The sequence below is a fragment of the Vibrio sp. A37 genome, assembly GCF_059777565.1.
This window is the reverse complement of the sequence record NZ_JBLNLI010000001.1, coordinates 99,184-114,338: the sequence shown is the minus strand read 5'-3', so window position 1 is coordinate 114,338 and position 15,155 is coordinate 99,184. Positions and strand designations below refer to the sequence as shown.

General features: G+C 42.1%; 17 protein-coding genes. 13 read left to right on the top strand and 4 right to left on the bottom strand.

All coding sequences use genetic code 11. The features are described from left to right. Nucleotides 1-151 precede the first annotated feature (151 nt). Genes coxB through ACM2FC_RS00485 form a run of 4 tightly spaced genes read left to right on the top strand, consistent with a single transcriptional unit; the run spans nt 152 to nt 4,426 of the window. Complete coding sequence (coxB, locus tag ACM2FC_RS00500) at nt 152-1,264, top strand: cytochrome c oxidase subunit II (protein WP_498479494.1); 1,113 nt, start codon at nt 152-154, stop codon at nt 1,262-1,264. 2 nt (nt 1,265-1,266) lie between these two features. Further along, nucleotides 1,267-2,922, top strand: a complete 1,656-nt coding sequence (ctaD, locus tag ACM2FC_RS00495; RefSeq protein WP_498478854.1) for a cytochrome c oxidase subunit I — start codon at nt 1,267-1,269, stop codon at nt 2,920-2,922. A gap of 11 nt (nt 2,923-2,933) precedes the next feature. Next, nucleotides 2,934-3,545: a cytochrome c oxidase assembly protein gene (locus ACM2FC_RS00490; RefSeq protein WP_498478853.1), complete on the top strand. Its 612-nt coding sequence runs from the start codon at nt 2,934-2,936 to the stop codon at nt 3,543-3,545. Beyond that, complete coding sequence (locus ACM2FC_RS00485; protein WP_498478852.1) at nt 3,542-4,426, top strand: cytochrome c oxidase subunit 3; 885 nt, start codon at nt 3,542-3,544, stop codon at nt 4,424-4,426. The genes ACM2FC_RS00490 and ACM2FC_RS00485 overlap by 4 nt, the downstream gene beginning before the upstream one ends. Before the next feature lie 19 nt (nt 4,427-4,445). Here the strand turns inward: ACM2FC_RS00485 and ACM2FC_RS00480 are convergent, their stop codons facing one another. Then, entirely contained in the window at nt 4,446-4,673 is a 228-nt protein-coding gene (locus ACM2FC_RS00480) for a DUF2909 domain-containing protein (RefSeq protein WP_498478851.1), read from the bottom strand. Here ACM2FC_RS00480 and ACM2FC_RS00475 point away from each other — a divergent pair. From ACM2FC_RS00475 to cyoE, 4 genes are read left to right on the top strand one after another with little or no spacing between them, the layout of a single operon-like run. Then, nucleotides 4,639-5,424: an SURF1 family protein gene (locus tag ACM2FC_RS00475; RefSeq protein ID WP_498478850.1), complete on the top strand. Its 786-nt coding sequence runs from the start codon at nt 4,639-4,641 to the stop codon at nt 5,422-5,424. The genes ACM2FC_RS00480 and ACM2FC_RS00475 overlap by 35 nt on opposite strands. Nucleotides 5,425-5,433: 9 nt before the next feature. Beyond that, nucleotides 5,434-5,982: a redox-active disulfide-containing membrane protein gene (locus tag ACM2FC_RS00470; RefSeq protein WP_498478849.1), complete on the top strand. Its 549-nt coding sequence runs from the start codon at nt 5,434-5,436 to the stop codon at nt 5,980-5,982. A 40-nt stretch (nt 5,983-6,022) separates the two neighbouring features. Beyond that, nucleotides 6,023-7,039 (top strand): COX15/CtaA family protein, encoded by a 1,017-nt coding sequence (locus ACM2FC_RS00465; RefSeq protein WP_498478848.1) that lies wholly within the window; start codon nt 6,023-6,025, stop codon nt 7,037-7,039. Beyond that, nucleotides 7,036-7,938, top strand: coding sequence for a heme o synthase (gene cyoE, locus ACM2FC_RS00460; protein ID WP_498478847.1), 903 nt, complete (start codon nt 7,036-7,038; stop codon nt 7,936-7,938). The genes ACM2FC_RS00465 and cyoE overlap by 4 nt, the downstream gene beginning before the upstream one ends. Nucleotides 7,939-7,945: 7 nt before the next feature. Here the strand turns inward: cyoE and ACM2FC_RS00455 are convergent, their stop codons facing one another. Both ACM2FC_RS00455 and ACM2FC_RS00450 read right to left on the bottom strand, forming a co-directional pair. Continuing rightward, nucleotides 7,946-8,500, bottom strand: coding sequence for a porin family protein (locus tag ACM2FC_RS00455; RefSeq protein WP_498478846.1), 555 nt, complete (start codon nt 8,498-8,500; stop codon nt 7,946-7,948). A 471-nt stretch (nt 8,501-8,971) separates the two neighbouring features. Beyond that, the gene (locus ACM2FC_RS00450; protein WP_498478845.1) at nt 8,972-9,859 is read right to left on the bottom strand and encodes a LysR substrate-binding domain-containing protein; all 888 of its coding nucleotides are present in this window, start codon (nt 9,857-9,859) and stop codon (nt 8,972-8,974) included. Between the two features lie 158 nt (nt 9,860-10,017). Here ACM2FC_RS00450 and ACM2FC_RS00445 point away from each other — a divergent pair, with 158 nt between their 5' ends. The 5 genes from ACM2FC_RS00445 (at nt 10,018) to cobC (ending at nt 13,846) form a co-directional block, all read left to right on the top strand. After that, entirely contained in the window at nt 10,018-10,584 is a 567-nt protein-coding gene (locus ACM2FC_RS00445; protein ID WP_498478844.1) for a cysteine hydrolase family protein, read from the top strand. 247 nt (nt 10,585-10,831) lie between these two features. Continuing rightward, entirely contained in the window at nt 10,832-11,878 is a 1,047-nt protein-coding gene (gene cobT, locus ACM2FC_RS00440) for a nicotinate-nucleotide--dimethylbenzimidazole phosphoribosyltransferase (protein WP_498478843.1), read from the top strand. Further along, complete coding sequence (locus ACM2FC_RS00435) at nt 11,878-12,687, top strand: adenosylcobinamide-GDP ribazoletransferase (protein ID WP_498478842.1); 810 nt, start codon at nt 11,878-11,880, stop codon at nt 12,685-12,687. The genes cobT and ACM2FC_RS00435 overlap by 1 nt, the downstream gene beginning before the upstream one ends. Next, entirely contained in the window at nt 12,684-13,232 is a 549-nt protein-coding gene (gene cobU / locus ACM2FC_RS00430) for a bifunctional adenosylcobinamide kinase/adenosylcobinamide-phosphate guanylyltransferase (protein WP_498478841.1), read from the top strand. The genes ACM2FC_RS00435 and cobU overlap by 4 nt, the downstream gene beginning before the upstream one ends. Next, nucleotides 13,232-13,846 (top strand): alpha-ribazole phosphatase family protein, encoded by a 615-nt coding sequence (cobC, locus tag ACM2FC_RS00425; protein ID WP_498478840.1) that lies wholly within the window; start codon nt 13,232-13,234, stop codon nt 13,844-13,846. Before cobU ends, cobC begins: the two co-directional genes overlap by 1 nt. 20 nt (nt 13,847-13,866) lie before the next feature. Here cobC and ACM2FC_RS00420 read toward each other — a convergent pair whose 3' ends face one another. Next, nucleotides 13,867-14,853, bottom strand: coding sequence for an ABC transporter substrate-binding protein (locus tag ACM2FC_RS00420; RefSeq protein ID WP_498478839.1), 987 nt, complete (start codon nt 14,851-14,853; stop codon nt 13,867-13,869). Between the last annotated feature and the right edge of the window lie 302 nt (nt 14,854-15,155).

Genomic DNA, 15,155 nt, shown 5'->3' with positions numbered 1-15,155 from the left:
TGCTTGATATTTGCTGACCTAATGGATGGCTAGCGGATAATTGGGATTTTGCGCGGAAAGACTAGTGCCAGGCAGGCAATTTAAGAATCAGGGTAGAGGAGAGCGTCTTTTGAAAAGGTCAACAACCAAACGTGGGCTGTGCGCCGGTTTAATGTTTTTGGGTACCACCATTCCTGCTATCTCCGCCGAACAAAAATTTAACATGACGAAAGGTGTCACCGATATAAGTAGTCAGGTTTATGACTTACATATGCTTATATTTTGGATATGTGTGGCGATTGCGGTTGTCGTGTTTGGCGTGATGTTTTACTCGATTATATATCACCGGAAATCGAAAGGGGCGGTAGCAGCAAATTTCCACGAAAGCACTAAGGTTGAGGTCATTTGGACCGTAATACCAATCATTATTTTGGTTGCAATGGCTATTCCTGCGACCAAAACACTCGTTGCCATGGAAGATACAACAAAATCGGATTTGACCGTTATTGTGACAGGTTCTCAGTGGAAGTGGCATTACAGCTATTTTGGCGAAGAAGTAGAATTTTTTAGCTTACTCTCAACTTCATCTAAGCAGATTGACGGTGAAGAGCCCAAAGGCGTGAATTATTTGCTGGAAGTTGATAATCCACTTGTTCTGCCCATCAACCGCAAAGTTCGATTCTTATTAACCTCAGATGATGTCATTCACTCATGGTGGGTCCCAGACTTTGCAGTGAAAAAGGATACGATTCCCGGATTTATCAACGAAGCATGGACCAAAATTGACAAGCCAGGCATCTATCGAGGCCAGTGTGCCGAGTTGTGTGGTCGGGCTCATGGCTTTATGCCTATTGTGGTTCAGGCCATGGAAGAAGAGCAATATGAACAATGGCTAGCCAATAAAAAAGTGGAGATGGCCGAAGCCCGCAAAGCCGCTCAAGCAGCACTTGGAAATGTGTTACCGAAAGAAGAGCTGATGAGTATTGGTGAGCAAGTTTATATAGACAGGTGCGCTGTATGTCACCAGTTGAACGGGTTAGGAGTACCGGGAGCTTTCCCTGCTATAAAAGACAGTAAGATTGCTACTGGGGAAGTCACCGATCATCTCAATATTATTATCAATGGTAAGAGTGGAACAGCGATGCAGGCCTTTGCTAACCAACTAACCCAACAAGAAATTGCAGCAGTAACAACCTATCAACGAAATGCTTGGGGTAACGATACGGGGGATGTTGTACAAGCATCTGATGTAAATGCAGTAATTGATCAAGAGCCTAAGGAGTAACCATGACAGTGTCTAAAGAACATGAGATTAAATCTGCTCCAGTTGCGGACGCTGAATTAGGCCGAGTAAATAGTACTATCGCGGTTGAAGATGATCATGCTGGTCATGACCAGCATCATGCACCTTCAGGTCTTGCTCGCTGGCTATTGTCAACCAACCATAAAGATATCGGCACACTGTATCTTTGGTTTAGCTTCATCATGTTTTTGGTGGGTGGAGCGATGGCAATGATCATAAGAGCGGAGTTATTCCAGCCCGGAATGCAGCTCGTTGATCCAGATTTCTTCAACCAGATGACTACAGTTCATGGTTTAGTGATGGTGTTTGGCGCCGTTATGCCAGCCTTTACAGGTTTAGCCAACTGGATGATTCCTATGATGGTTGGTGCACCAGATATGGCGTTGCCACGGCTGAACAACTTGAGTTTCTGGATTTTGCCTTTCGCTTTTTTAATCTTACTCGCTTCTTTGTTTACCGAAGGTGGTGGGCCTGATTTTGGTTGGACGTTCTATGCGCCACTTTCTACCACATACGGCCCTGATAGTACGGCACTATTTGTTTTCTCTGTTCACATCATGGGTATCAGTTCAATTATGGGGGCGATTAACGTTATCGTAACCATATTCAATATGCGTGCGCCAGGGATGACTTGGTTCAAGCTACCATTGTTTGTTTGGACGTGGCTTATTACAGCGTTCTTGCTGATTGCTGTTATGCCAGTATTGGCTGGGGCGGTAACCATGGTGCTGACGGACAAATATTTTGGAACCAGTTTCTTTGATGCGGCTGGTGGCGGTGACCCAGTGATGTTCCAACATATATTCTGGTTCTTTGGTCACCCAGAAGTGTACATAATGATATTGCCGTCGTTTGGGATTGTTTCGGCGATTATCCCTACCTTCAGTGGTAAGAAGCTATTTGGTTATCACTCAATGGTGTACGCGACAACGAGTATTGCATTGCTATCGTTTATCGTTTGGGCACACCATATGTTCACAACCGGTATGCCGGTATTTGCAGAATTGTTCTTCATGTATTGCACGATGCTGATAGCTGTGCCGACAGGGGTGAAAGTATTTAACTGGGTCGCGACCATGTGGCGGGGGGCGTTGACGTTTGAAACTCCGATGCTGTTCGCCATTGCATTTATTGTACTGTTTACCATCGGTGGGTTATCTGGTTTGATGCTGGCGATTGTTCCTGCAGATTTCCAATATCACGATACGTATTTTGTGGTTGCACACTTCCACTATGTACTCGTTTCTGGTGCTGTGTTCTCCATTATGGCTGCTGCCTACTACTGGCTGCCAAAATGGACGGGGCATATGTATGACCAGCGACTCAGCTTGTGGCATTTTTGGTGCTCAGTTATTTCGGTCAATATCCTGTTCTTCCCAATGCACTTCTTAGGTTTGGCGGGAATGCCAAGACGTATTCCAGATTACGCTATCCAGTTTGCTGACGTGAACCAAATTGTATCCATTGGTGGATTTGCATTTGGTTTGTCTCAATTGATTTTCCTTTGGCTGGTCATTAAGTGTATTCGCGGTGGTGAAAAGGCGCCTGCTAAGCCTTGGGAGCGTGCCGAAGGGCTTGAATGGACTGTACCAAGTCCAGCTCCCCACCATACTTTTGAAACGCCACCAAAAGTTGATTGATAGGTATCGTTATGGAACAAGTGGAAAAGCAAAACAAAACGCTTGTAGTCAAGCTGCTGGTAGCAGTAGTGGGTATGTTTGGTTTTGGTTTTGCACTCGTCCCTCTTTATGACGTTATGTGTGATGCGCTGGGAATAAACGGAAAAACTAATACAGTATCAGCGATTCAACCCAAAGGCATGGTTCCCGACACCTCTCGAATCGTGAGAGTAGAGTTTATGTCTCATATAAACCCTGACATGCCGTGGACGTTTGAGCCTGAGCGCAAAGTGATGGAAGTACATCCAGGTCAGGTAATCCATACGGCTTACGTCGCGAAAAACTTGTCCGGTGACTTTACTACTGGACAAGCAGTGCCTTCTGTTTCCCCGGGACTGGGCGCGAGTTACTTCAACAAAATTGAGTGCTTCTGTTTCAACCAGCAACCTTTAAGTGCTAAGTCTGAAGCAAATATGCCACTGATTTTTTATATCGAGCCTAACATACCCGAATCTATACATACTCTGACCTTGTCTTATACGTTGTTCAATATCAGTGGCAAGGTCAAAGCAGAAAACACTTCTGCGAAGGATAAAACTTCAGGAAATATGGAAATTAGCTCAGTACAAGGAGCGAACTTATGAGTTCAAAGTTTGAACGTTATTATGTTCCAGCACAGAGTAGCTGGCCAATAGTTGGGGCGGTTGCTCTGTTTTTAGTGGCGGTAGGGGCTGGGCTGACTGTTCAACACCTAGAAACCGGAGGCGCAGGGAGTGTATTCGGTAAAGTTGTGTTGTTTGTAGGGTTTGCTGTTCTCCTCTACATGCTAGCAGGTTGGTTTACCAACGTAGTAAACGAATCACTTTCTGGATGCTATTCAGATCAAATCAATCGATCTTTCCGGCAAGGGATGAGCTGGTTTATTTTTTCGGAAGTTATGTTTTTTGGCGCATTTTTTGGTGCTCTTTTTTATGCGCGTATGGTCTCTGTACCTTGGCTCGGTGGGGCATCAAATAATGCCATGACCAACGAGATCTTATGGCCGACTTTCGAAGCCGTGTGGCCTTTGCTAGAGACTCCTGCTGGTGAGTTGACAAAAGAAATGCCATGGGAAGGCTTGCCATTGATGAACACCATCATACTTCTTGCTTCTTCGATTACGTTACATTTTGCGCATGTTAGCTTAGAAAAAAACAAGCGCTTTGCTCTGATTGTTTGGCTGGAAATTACCATTATTTTGGCTGGATTCTTCCTTTATTATCAGGCGTATGAGTACATTCATGCCTATGAAGAGCTTGGGCTCACTCTACAATCCGGTGTATATGGGAATACCTTCTTTCTTCTAACTGGATTTCATGGGTTACACGTCTGTTTGGGAACCATATTCTTAATAGTTTTATTAGCACGAATAGCCAAGGATCACTTTACTCCTAAAGACCATTTTGCTTTCCAGGCCGGTAGTTGGTATTGGCACTTTGTGGATGTGGTTTGGTTAACCTTGTTTATTTTTGTGTATGTATTGTAACTAGTAGAAATAAGGGCCGTTAATACGGCCTAGGGTTGGGCTCTAACCAGCCGCTGGTTAGAGCTATGATGAGCATTATGACAACAATAGCTGAAATTAATACTCGTTTTCCCAAGTAATGGCTCATTGGTCGATTATTTTCATTTTCTTCAGAGGGTTCTCTAACCATTTGAAATAGCGCTCTCGCGAGGTTAAAGATGATGAAAAGTAGCATGAAGACTAACGCGAATTTAAATACTAAAACCATAGCGAAACCTCTATTAACGTTATTGAAATCAAAGAATTTTTTTGTATGTGCATTGTTAACTTTGGTCGTGTTTTCTCTGTTGGTCAAATTGGGTTTTTGGCAACTTTCAAGGGGATATGAAAAACAGCAGATGGAGTCACATCTTGCGCAAAATCTTGCGAAAGCTCCAATACGATTTGAAGAGTTTCTCGCGACTCAGCAAGGGCTGGAAGAGACGATGATTTCAACTGGGAGAAAAGTTTACGCAAATGTATTGCCAATGGAAGGGAAGCATTTGCTGTTAGACAACCAGATTTACAACGGGAAAGTGGGTTATTTAGCATACCAGTTAGTGAAAAGTCGGGATGGGCAATATTTTTTATTAGAACGAGGTTTTGTTGCCGCGAAGAAACATCGTAATCAGTTACCGCAAGTTAATTGGTTAGAAAAGCCCACAAAATTAGTTGGACGGGTGTATCAACGTTTAGCTAATCCATTAAGTCAAAACTTAGGCCTTGAAAATACCTCGCCAATGCGCATTCAAAACCTGAATTTTGACCAGTTGTCCGCACTATTTGATGTCGAAGTTGTGCGTTACGTGTTTCAGCCTACAGTAGAAAACTGGCCTTACGCACAGCCATGGAAGCCACTACCAATGAGTTCTAATAAACATTTCGGATACTCATTCCAGTGGTTTTCGATGGCAATTATGCTGGTATTTCTTGCTAGCTGGCTAATTTACAGAACTTATAAAAATTCCAATCGACTCTAGGAGAATGTTGTGAAAAATCGTGTGGTTAGAGGTCGTCTTATATTGGTTAGCCTTGTGTTGTTGTTTGCGTTACCAGTTATCGCTGCCAAGGTTATCTTAAGTAATAATTGGTATCAGTCTGGAGTGACAAATAATGGTCAGCTTTTTGATCCAGTCGTAAGCTATAAGTCCCTTGGTTTAGAAAACCCTCTGCAAAGCCAATCTTGGCAGCTTGGGTACGTGGTTCCACCTAGGTGCGACAGATTCTGCAGTCAGCAACTCTATTTACTGGGACAAAGCCATACGGCTCTAGGTAAATATCAAACGCGAGTAACACCAGTCGTTTACTTTACCTCCGACAGTGACGCGTCAATCAAAAAAGATTACCCCTTTCGCACTATCGAAGTTAGCAACGCATTCACTGACGAAGTTCAAGAATCGGAATTTGTCATCATCGATCCGCTTGGCCAGCTAGTTATGCGCTATCCCAAAGTCGATACGGCAAATAAGCTGGTTTCTCAGTCTAAGGGGTTACTTGCTGATTTAAAGAAATTATTAAAACTTTCAAGAGTTGGTTAATCGAGTAGAAACAACCTATATGCAAAGCTAAGGAGAGCGTATGAAGTTGCAAATGTTGGTAAGGTTGAGTCTTGTTCTAACGTTTATTGTGATCATGCTTGGGGCATACACACGTTTGGCTGATGCTGGGTTAGGGTGTCCTGATTGGCCTGGTTGCTATGGCCATTTTGCGGTGCCTACAGATGGAAAAGATATTTTACGCGCGAATATGCTTTATCCAGGATTAACGGTTGAAGCAGATAAAGCGTGGCTGGAAATGATTCATCGTTATTTTGCTGGTACGTTGGGATTTCTGGTTTTCATCATAGCGTTTGTCGCAGTGAAACAGAAAAAAATCCCTGTCACTTTTGCAGTAGGTTTATGTTCTTTAATTGTATTCCAAGCACTGCTTGGTATGTGGACCGTTACGCTAAAGCTAATGCCTGCCGTTGTCATGGGACACTTGCTCGGTGGCTTTTTTCTGCTTAGCGTCTTATTTATGCTCTATTGGAAATTGTCTGGGAAACGCTTACCTTCTGGCTATGAGGCCGTCCCTCCAATTCTGCCCGTCCTAGCCATGTTTGCCATGATATTTGTACTCATCCAAATAATGTTGGGAGGCTGGACGTCTTCGAACTATGCCGCTTTGATGTGTACTGGGTTACCTATATGTGAAGGGGACTGGATGAGTCGCCTCGATTTAGTTAACGCTTTTAAGTTAGTTCACTCTGGGCATGATAACTACGAGTTTGGTGTTCTGGATTATGAGGCACGTATGACGATTCATGTGGCTCATAGGATCGGAGCCATATTAGCTTCAATAGTCGTGATTGCTCTTGCGGTAAAGTGCATATTACAAAATGATGTACTACTGAAAAAAGTCGGCGTGCGGTTATTGCTAGTATTGGCTTTACAAATTTTATTAGGTGTTAGTAATGTCGTCTTTGCTCTTCCATTAGTGGTTGCCGTAGCACACAATTTAGGTGCAGCCTTATTGCTTATTACTGTTTTATATAGCAATTACTTAATGTGGCAACCCGCAAGAGCGGTTGAGTTAAGCAAGGAGGGGGCTCAATGAGTAAAGCAGCGATAGTTGAACAACGAATCCCAAACACGAAAACGGTTTGGAAAACCTACTTAACGCTCACTAAACCAAAAGTTGTTGCTTTGATGCTACTGACAGCCGTTGTGGGGATGTGCTTAGCCTTGCCGGGGGCATTACCCGTACAACAATCTGTACTTGGTTTAATTGGCATCGGTTTAATGGCGGGTTCGGCGGCAGCTTATAATCACCTAATCGATCAAAAAATCGATGCAATTATGGCACGTACCTTTAAAAGACCGCTCCCTTCAGGAGATATTCAAGCCTCTAAAGTTTTTCTATTTGCTACTAGTATTGGTATTGCTGGATTTATTGCTCTTTATGCAGGGGTGAATGAATTAACCGCTTGGCTAACCTTGTTTAGCTTGCTTGGTTATGCTGTTGTTTATACGTTGTATTTGAAACGAGCGACACCGCAAAACATTGTTATTGCAGGGCTTGCTGGCGCTATGCCACCTTTACTTGGTTGGTGCGCGGTGACTGGCGAGATTCATCCTCATGCATGGCTGCTAGTGATGATCATATTTGTCTGGACGCCCCCTCATTTTTGGGCACTTGCCGTTCATAGAAAAGATGATTATGCCAAAGCGAAGATACCTATGCTCTCAGTTACGCATGGGATTGAGTACACCAAAACGTCGATACTCCTATATACAATTTTACTTAGTATGGTTTGCTTGCTACCAGTACTGGTAGGAATGTCTGGAGTGATTTACTTGGTCATATCAACCGTGTTAAGTGTTGGGTTTATTTACTCCGCTTGGCAGTTGAAGTATCACCAGACTGAGCGTTCAGCCATTAGTACGTTTAAGTTTTCAATCTATCACTTGATGATGTTGTTCATAGCACTATTGGCTGATCACTACTTAATGTAATGTTCTATTAAAAAGAATATGTTGCACCGAGCAAGAACTCGTCCACGATTGGAACGAAGTGGTCGGTGCCGCTATCTGTCGTATCCCCAAAGTAGTGTATGTAGGAAGCCTTTAATCCAAGCGAGTCTGTAATGTTATACCCAATACCAAACCCGGCAAGAGGTTTAAAGGCTTCATCGGTATAACCATTCAAGTCAGAAATCATATAAGCGCCACCACCTTTAACAAAGGTAGCCCACTGTTTATTAATATGGTAATTGCCAATAATAGAGGCGTCTAGCGCAGAAAGTTTTCTAAAATTTACTGTGCCAAAATGGCTATAGCCAAATTCAGTGGCTAAGTTCCAATCGTTGTATGTGTCTTTGGCATAGCCAATAGCGATTCGAGCTGATGTATCATTTTCAGATGAAGAACTATATTGGAGGTTACTATCAGAATAAACTTGATAAGCAGTACCCAGTCCACCATATACATATGTACTATTTGCATATACGCTAGCGCTTCCTAGCAGAGAAAATGTTGCCCCTAAAATAATATATTTAGCTACCGCTAACTTTTTCATGTGTCACCTTTTAAAAATTATCTTTGTTGAACTATTTTGTTCAAGTTGTGTAATTTGTTTGATAGATGGCTCATTTTAATTATTTTGGAGGTTAATTGAGGGTAACTACAAGGCTTTGAAAATAATTTAAATTTTTAAAGATAAGTGGCAATAAGAAACTTATTGCTATAAAATAATGACCAATTATAATGCCGTAATATTATTCGATATAGATATACTTGAAAATATAAAGAGAATCTTTATTTTTTCTTTTCCCAAAAGAGTTTATGGACAAGAATACTCTAATTAAATCAAGCAGTATTAAGAGTGTTTTTTCGAAAAGAATACTTAGAGGAGAATTTCGCCATAGAATATATCTCCCCTCTATTAGTATAGAATTACTTAACCATATGAAATTGTTATACAAATAACACTTGATTTGCTCTTGTATATAAGAGCGAAAATACTTAGTGATGATTGCAAATGGTGATATTAATTCTTCACTTCATCCATCAACCAATCAATCACTGTTTTCACATTCTTACTACGGACTTTATCTGGGCGACAAAGAATGTAGTACCATGAATCGATGGTGACCGCTGGCTCTGATAGGTTTTTTAATAGCCCTGAAGAGAGCTCATCGGTAACGAAAATATTATGAGTAACAAAAATACCTAGCCCTGCAATGGCTGCTTGTATAGCTTGGGTAGAGTTTTCAAACCACTGCTTTTTCGCTTTGCCATCGATATTTACACCTTTTGCTTCTGCCCATTGTTTCCAGTCTCCGCCTCGGTATTTATCTTTGACTAAAATTTGAGTTTCATTCTCTAAAATCTCTTCTATCGTTTGATATTTTTCCAAAATACTTGGTTGGCCGACAAGTAGGATTTGGTCTTGGCACCATTCTTTGGCTACGCTGTCCGGCCACCAGTCAGGGCTGTTGCCGTAGCCAATGGCTAAGTCTAAGTTGTCGGCGTCTATATCAAAATCAGAAAGGGAAAGTGCAGAGAGTCTTAATTCGATATTTGGATAGGCTTCAGTAAAGTTAGGCAAGCGAGGAATAAGCCACTTCAACGCTAATGTCGGGATGGAGTTAAGATAAACCTGTTTATCGGACTGCATTTCTCGCTGGGTAGCTCTAACAATAAGATTCATACCTTCTTCAATGCTTTGACGATAACGTTCACCTTCGGCCGTTAATTCCATATGTCGAGTGGTCCGACTAATTAGTTTTTTACCTAGGAACGACTCTAAGTTTTGGATATTTTGGCTGACAGCAGAGTGGGTGATACACAGCTCTTCAGCTGCTTTGGTAAAGTTCAAATGTTGGCAAACACTTAAAAATACGGGCAACGTCTTTAATGGAGGAAGATCTCTCATGGTGATTTGTTAGTAAACCTTACATATTGGTTAATATATATGGATTTTCATTCAAATGCTACCAGAATACACTCAGCACAAGTTTTAAAAAGATACAACGTGGGTTGGTTACTGTTTTGTCCCCCAAGCCCACTCAAAACCACATAAAGGTAATAGAAATGAGTAAAGCGCTTTTAGTTATCGACTTTATTAATGATATTTGTCATCCAGATGGAAAAATCCCTTCGTCAGCTGGCCACGTAAAAGAGCAAAATGCGATAGGCAATGCTAACAAGGTGCTTGCTTACGCTCGTGAGAAAGGTTGGTTGACAGTCTTGGTTAAAGTTGGTTTTGAAGAAAATTATCACGCTCAGCCAAAAAGCTCGCCAATCTTCGGTAAAGCTGACCAGTTTGAAGCTTTAAAACTGAACGCTTTTGGTACAGATTTCCATGAAGACCTTGATGTGCAGCCTACAGATTTTGTTCTAGAAAAACCGCGTGTGAACCCGTTTTATGGCACAACACTCGAGCCTGTATTGCGTGCAAACAAAGTCGATGAGCTATACGTATGCGGCGTCAGCACCACATGGGCAATTCAAGCGGTAACACGTGATGCACACGATAAAGATTATAAAGTGACTATTATTGAAGATGCTTGTGCAGCGTCAGACCAAGAAGAGCATATGACTTCAATTAAAATGCTATCGCGTATTGCAACAATTGTAAAAGCTGACGAGCTAGTTTAATTTTGATTTTCTCCAAGAACAATTATTTCTTGGATGATCACTAAGCCTATCTAGATACCTTAGGTTTGTACCTTAGCCTACCAATACTCTGTTGGTAGGCTTTTTTGACGGTGGATTCGATGTAATCAGAAGCTACTTAACCTGAAATTCGCTTATTCAATCTATGAGAGTATTTTGATATCTTTCATCGCGATGTCCTGCTAGAGTCCTTGTTTATCGACAAATAGTAAAAGAAATACAGGCCAAAATGCTGAATAAAGCAAACACACTCGACACTCAATTTTCTGACCAAATAAAATCCCGTATTGACCAAAAAACCAAGCCACCCGGTGCTTTAGGTCAACTTGAAGATGTCGCCCATCACTTAGCTCTTATCCAAAGCCAATCACATAGCCAAGCAGTACAAAAAATAGAGATAAATCAGCCTAGTATATTGGTCTTTGCAGGTGATCATGGCATAGCTGAGGAAGGGGTTAGTATTGCTCCAAGTGCCGTAACCCAGCAAATGGTACTGAACTTTCTAAATGGTGGCGCGGCCATTAATTGCTTCTGTGACGTTAATGATATTGATTTTACGGTTGTGGACTCAGGTATTCTATTGCCAATTGAACAGAGTGATCCAAGGCTTATCCTACAGAGATTAGGAGCTGGAACGAAAAATTTTGCTAAGCAAGCGGCTATGAACAAAGAACAAGTGGAGTTTGGGATTAAGCTGGGAGAGTCAGTTGTTCATAATAAGATATCCGAAGGTTGTAATTTGATCATGTTCGGAGAGATGGGCATCGGTAATACGAGCAGCGCTTCAGCGGTCCTCGCCGCTTTATCGGATGAAATGGTAGGAAGTTGTGTTGGGCTTGGTACTGGCATTACACCTGAGCAGTTGCAGTTAAAAGTAGAACTTGTCGAACAAGGGGTGAGTCGTTGTAAAAGACAGTCACCAACAGATGTGCTTGCAGAAGTTGGCGGTTTTGAGATTGTTCAGATGGTCGGTGGTTTTATTTCGGCGGCTAAAAACAATACGCCAGTGATTGTCGATGGTTTTATTGTATCGGTTGCGGCATATGTGGCTACGTTGATAGAGCCAAGTTGTCGTGACTACATGATTTTTGCACATGAATCTGAAGAGTCGGGACATAAAATCGTACTTGAATTACTCAATGCGTCACCGTTATTAGATCTTGGCCTTCGATTAGGAGAAGGAACGGGGGCAGCGCTAGCATTGCCATTAGTGAAGGCTGCCGCGCAGTTTTACAATAACATGGCGAGCTTTGAAAGTGCCGGAGTTACCGTTTAATGGCGAATTGGCTTAAATATCAATTTGAGCTTTTTGCGCTTGCCATGAGCTTTTTTACACGCCTACCCATACCTTCAAATACACCTTACTCAGAAGAAAGGATGAACCGCGCGGGGCGTTATTTTTCTCTCGTAGGAGTAGTTTTGGGACTATTGTGTGGGGGGATTTACTGGCTTACGTTAGCGGTTTTCCCGGCAACTGTCTCAGTTTTTCTTGCTATGGCAATGAGTCTATTGCTTACCGGAGCTTTTCATGAGGATGGCTTGACAGATATGGCCGATGGCATTGGCGGTGGTATGAGCGTTGAGCGTAGACTCGTGATTATGAAAGATAGTCGCATCGGGACTTACGGTGCGAGTGCTTTAATAATGGCTTTATTAGGAAAATGGCTACTTCTTGTCGAGTTAAGCAAATTAACGTCTGTTTTTTTAGCTTTGCTTGTCAGCTATAGCATGAGCCGAGCTGTCGCTGCTTCACTTATTTATGATCTGCCTTACGTTAGCGACCCAGATAGCAGTAAAAGTAAACCACTTGCAAACAAGCAGACCTTGCCTGAGTTGGTTTTTCTGCTGGTGGTAGGGTTTGCTCCATCATTAGTATATGGTTCAGCCGTTTTTGGGAGCCTTGTATTGTTGGCAGTATTATTCCGATACTTGTTTAAACGATGGCTGCTGGAAAAACTGGGAGGTTTCACTGGAGATTGTTTAGGTGCGGCGCAACAGCTGATGGAGTTGCTGATTTATCTTACGTTGGTTGGTCTAATGCATAACAACCTAGTCGCGAATCATCTGCTAGGAGTGTTGAGGTGAGTATAAAACACAACCTAATTCTTGGCGGGGCACGTTCCGGAAAGTCTGCATATGCAGAAAGCGTGGCGAAAAATCTAGCGATAAATAGCTCTGTTAAACGACTACACTATATTGCAACGGCAGTGTGTGTCGATGAAGAAATGAATGAAAGAATCGAGCATCATAAAAAACAGCGAGGAGAAGGGTGGCAAGAGCATGAAGTGCCATTTAATTTAGCCGCAGAGTTAGCAAGGTTTACAACTCATGATGTTGTGCTTATCGACTGCCTGACATTGTGGTTAAACAATGTTATTTATGAGCTTGGTGATTTGGCCAACAACCAAAAGATTGAGGACTACATCGCCTGTCTGGTTCAGTCTATAGAATCATGTGAGGCGAATATTGTCTTCGTTTCCAACGAAGTTGGGTTAGGTATAGTCCCGCTAGGGAAAGCATCAAGATTGTTTGTCGATAATGCTGGCAGATTGAATCAAGCTATTGCCAAAGTTTGTGCCACTGTTACCTTTATATCTGCGGGACTGCCTTTAGTGTTGAAGGCTGAATAATGCAAAAGAGACGAAATATCTATTTATTGCGTCACGGACAAACTGTCGGAGAGGCAGCGTTAAATGGTCGGACGGATGTCAATGTAGAAAGCCATATACAACATCAAATGTCAGCCGCATTAAGCCATCTAAACGTAGATTTTTCGCGAGTATTTAGTTCGCCCCTGAATCGGTGTTCAGAACTAGCGAGTCTATTTTCCCTTGAAGCACATGTACCGTTTGAGGTCATCTCAGAGCTACAGGAGATGGACTTTGGTGATTTTGATGGTGTTACTTTTAATAGATTGAAAGCTCAATGGCCAATTCTGGAGTCGTTTTGGCAAGATCCCGCTAATCACTCGCTACCTAACGCTGAAAGCTTGCAAGACTTTCGCAGTCGTGTACTTCGTGGCTGGGCGCAACTCGAACAGTCCCCGCATGAAAACCTATTGGTAATCACTCATGGTGGAGTGATTAGAATGCTGCTCGCCCATATCCTTAATGTTGACTGGCAAAACCCGAGTTGGTATTCGCAACTGGCCATAGGATATGCGTCCTTAAGCCATGTCCAAATGACTGTCGTAGAAAAATCACATTTCGCGGTAGTAAAATCTATTTCGGCTTCGTTAATCTAACTCATTAGTAGCGAAGGCGCTCATCTAAATATGGCATGATTGATAAGCTTGTTTGGTACCGTGAGGCCATACTTGTCCAAGCCGTTTTTGTTGAGATAAAACACGCCAGATTTACTGGTCTGAAAACGCTTAGGCTTTTCTCCATTCAATAGCGCCAGCGCCGCATTTGCCGCATCTTGTCCATGGCCGTATCCTGATAAAACAAATGCGCCAATTGCTCTGTTTTCACCGACTGCATAGTTGACGACAGAGAAAAGAGGAATCGGTGTGTTTTTTCCAGTCCATTCAAGCAACTCTTCTTCATGTACCACTTGCTCAGATCCTTTATTTTTAACGGTATACCAAGTTTGCAATATGATGGCATCGTAGCTATCTTTCGATTGCAATACTTCCTTTTTCCAATCGTCTAAATAGCTGAAGATTTGCGCTACCACCAGTGTATCGCCCACTTGATTCTGCTCGCCTCCTTTGAGGGTAACGGCTTTGATTGATCTTGACGTCGTACTGTCGTCTAACAATATCAAGACCTTATTGTGTTTCATCGGTACCATAGTGTTTATGTGTCGCACGAGAGGGAATGTTAGGTGGCGCTCCAATATTCCAGACACATTGTTGGGCATACGCTCTTGTTTAAAATAAATTCTTGGATTGTTGTTTATTCCATAAAACACTACAGGAATGTTCATCTCTGCGAGTTTTTGGCCCAATAAACTCAACGCGTTATCATCGGCGAGCATAACTAAATCGGGGGCAATTTTTTGGGTACGTTCAAGTGTTTCTTTTGCAATTTGCTCAAATTCCGACTTGGGCCTGCGCTTGGTATCCATATATAAAGCTTCAACGTCGTGTTCTTTGTCTATTGTGTCTGTAACGCCTTTTAGGCAATTCTGGGTCCAAATATTGTCTTCATGATAGCTATTGATCACTAGGATTTTTGCTGCAAAAGCTGTTTGTGTTGCAAATAGTAGAAAAGCGGCGGAAAAAAAGCGCAATAGAATTCCTTTCATATTGTTACCTTCCTATTGGTAATATTATTTTTCTATGGCTCTAACAAAAAGCCTATAACTATCTTGAGACAAGGTAGAGAAATGTCCAGTAAATAAAGTGAATTCACAGAAAGCACTTGGCGTCATCTAACGTGGTGTATGGACTGTCTAAAGCCTAGAGAGAGAAAAACTAGTAACGTACTAATTTGTAATAACTAAGTTAGCGTAAATAATTATGTACATTTTACGTTTCATGTAAAATAACCAAAAATCTTGCCTTTTTTATTAATTAATGATTGCGCTTGTTGGATTAAACCGATAAG

Excerpts from the sequence above, each read along its gene's own strand:
- ACM2FC_RS00465 (WP_498478848.1), top strand. The coding sequence starts at position 6,023 with ATGAAGTTGCAAATGTTGGTAAGGTTGAGTCTTGTTCTAACGTTTATT.
- ACM2FC_RS00485 (WP_498478852.1), top strand. The coding sequence starts at position 3,542 with ATGAGTTCAAAGTTTGAACGTTATTATGTTCCAGCACAGAGTAGCTGG.
- ACM2FC_RS00435 (WP_498478842.1), top strand. The coding sequence starts at position 11,878 with ATGGCGAATTGGCTTAAATATCAATTTGAGCTTTTTGCGCTTGCCATG.
- cobC (WP_498478840.1), top strand. The coding sequence starts at position 13,232 with ATGCAAAAGAGACGAAATATCTATTTATTGCGTCACGGACAAACTGTC.
- ctaD (WP_498478854.1), top strand. The coding sequence starts at position 1,267 with ATGACAGTGTCTAAAGAACATGAGATTAAATCTGCTCCAGTTGCGGAC.
- coxB (WP_498479494.1), top strand. The coding sequence starts at position 152 with ATGTTTTTGGGTACCACCATTCCTGCTATCTCCGCCGAACAAAAATTT.
- cobT (WP_498478843.1), top strand. The coding sequence starts at position 10,832 with ATGCTGAATAAAGCAAACACACTCGACACTCAATTTTCTGACCAAATA.
- ACM2FC_RS00450 (WP_498478845.1), bottom strand. The coding sequence starts at position 9,859 with ATGAGAGATCTTCCTCCATTAAAGACGTTGCCCGTATTTTTAAGTGTT.
- ACM2FC_RS00445 (WP_498478844.1), top strand. The coding sequence starts at position 10,018 with ATGAGTAAAGCGCTTTTAGTTATCGACTTTATTAATGATATTTGTCAT.
- ACM2FC_RS00420 (WP_498478839.1), bottom strand. The coding sequence starts at position 14,853 with ATGAAAGGAATTCTATTGCGCTTTTTTTCCGCCGCTTTTCTACTATTT.
- cyoE (WP_498478847.1), top strand. The coding sequence starts at position 7,036 with ATGAGTAAAGCAGCGATAGTTGAACAACGAATCCCAAACACGAAAACG.
- ACM2FC_RS00455 (WP_498478846.1), bottom strand. The coding sequence starts at position 8,500 with ATGAAAAAGTTAGCGGTAGCTAAATATATTATTTTAGGGGCAACATTT.
- ACM2FC_RS00475 (WP_498478850.1), top strand. The coding sequence starts at position 4,639 with ATGAAGACTAACGCGAATTTAAATACTAAAACCATAGCGAAACCTCTA.
- ACM2FC_RS00490 (WP_498478853.1), top strand. The coding sequence starts at position 2,934 with ATGGAACAAGTGGAAAAGCAAAACAAAACGCTTGTAGTCAAGCTGCTG.
- ACM2FC_RS00480 (WP_498478851.1), bottom strand. The coding sequence starts at position 4,673 with ATGGTTTTAGTATTTAAATTCGCGTTAGTCTTCATGCTACTTTTCATC.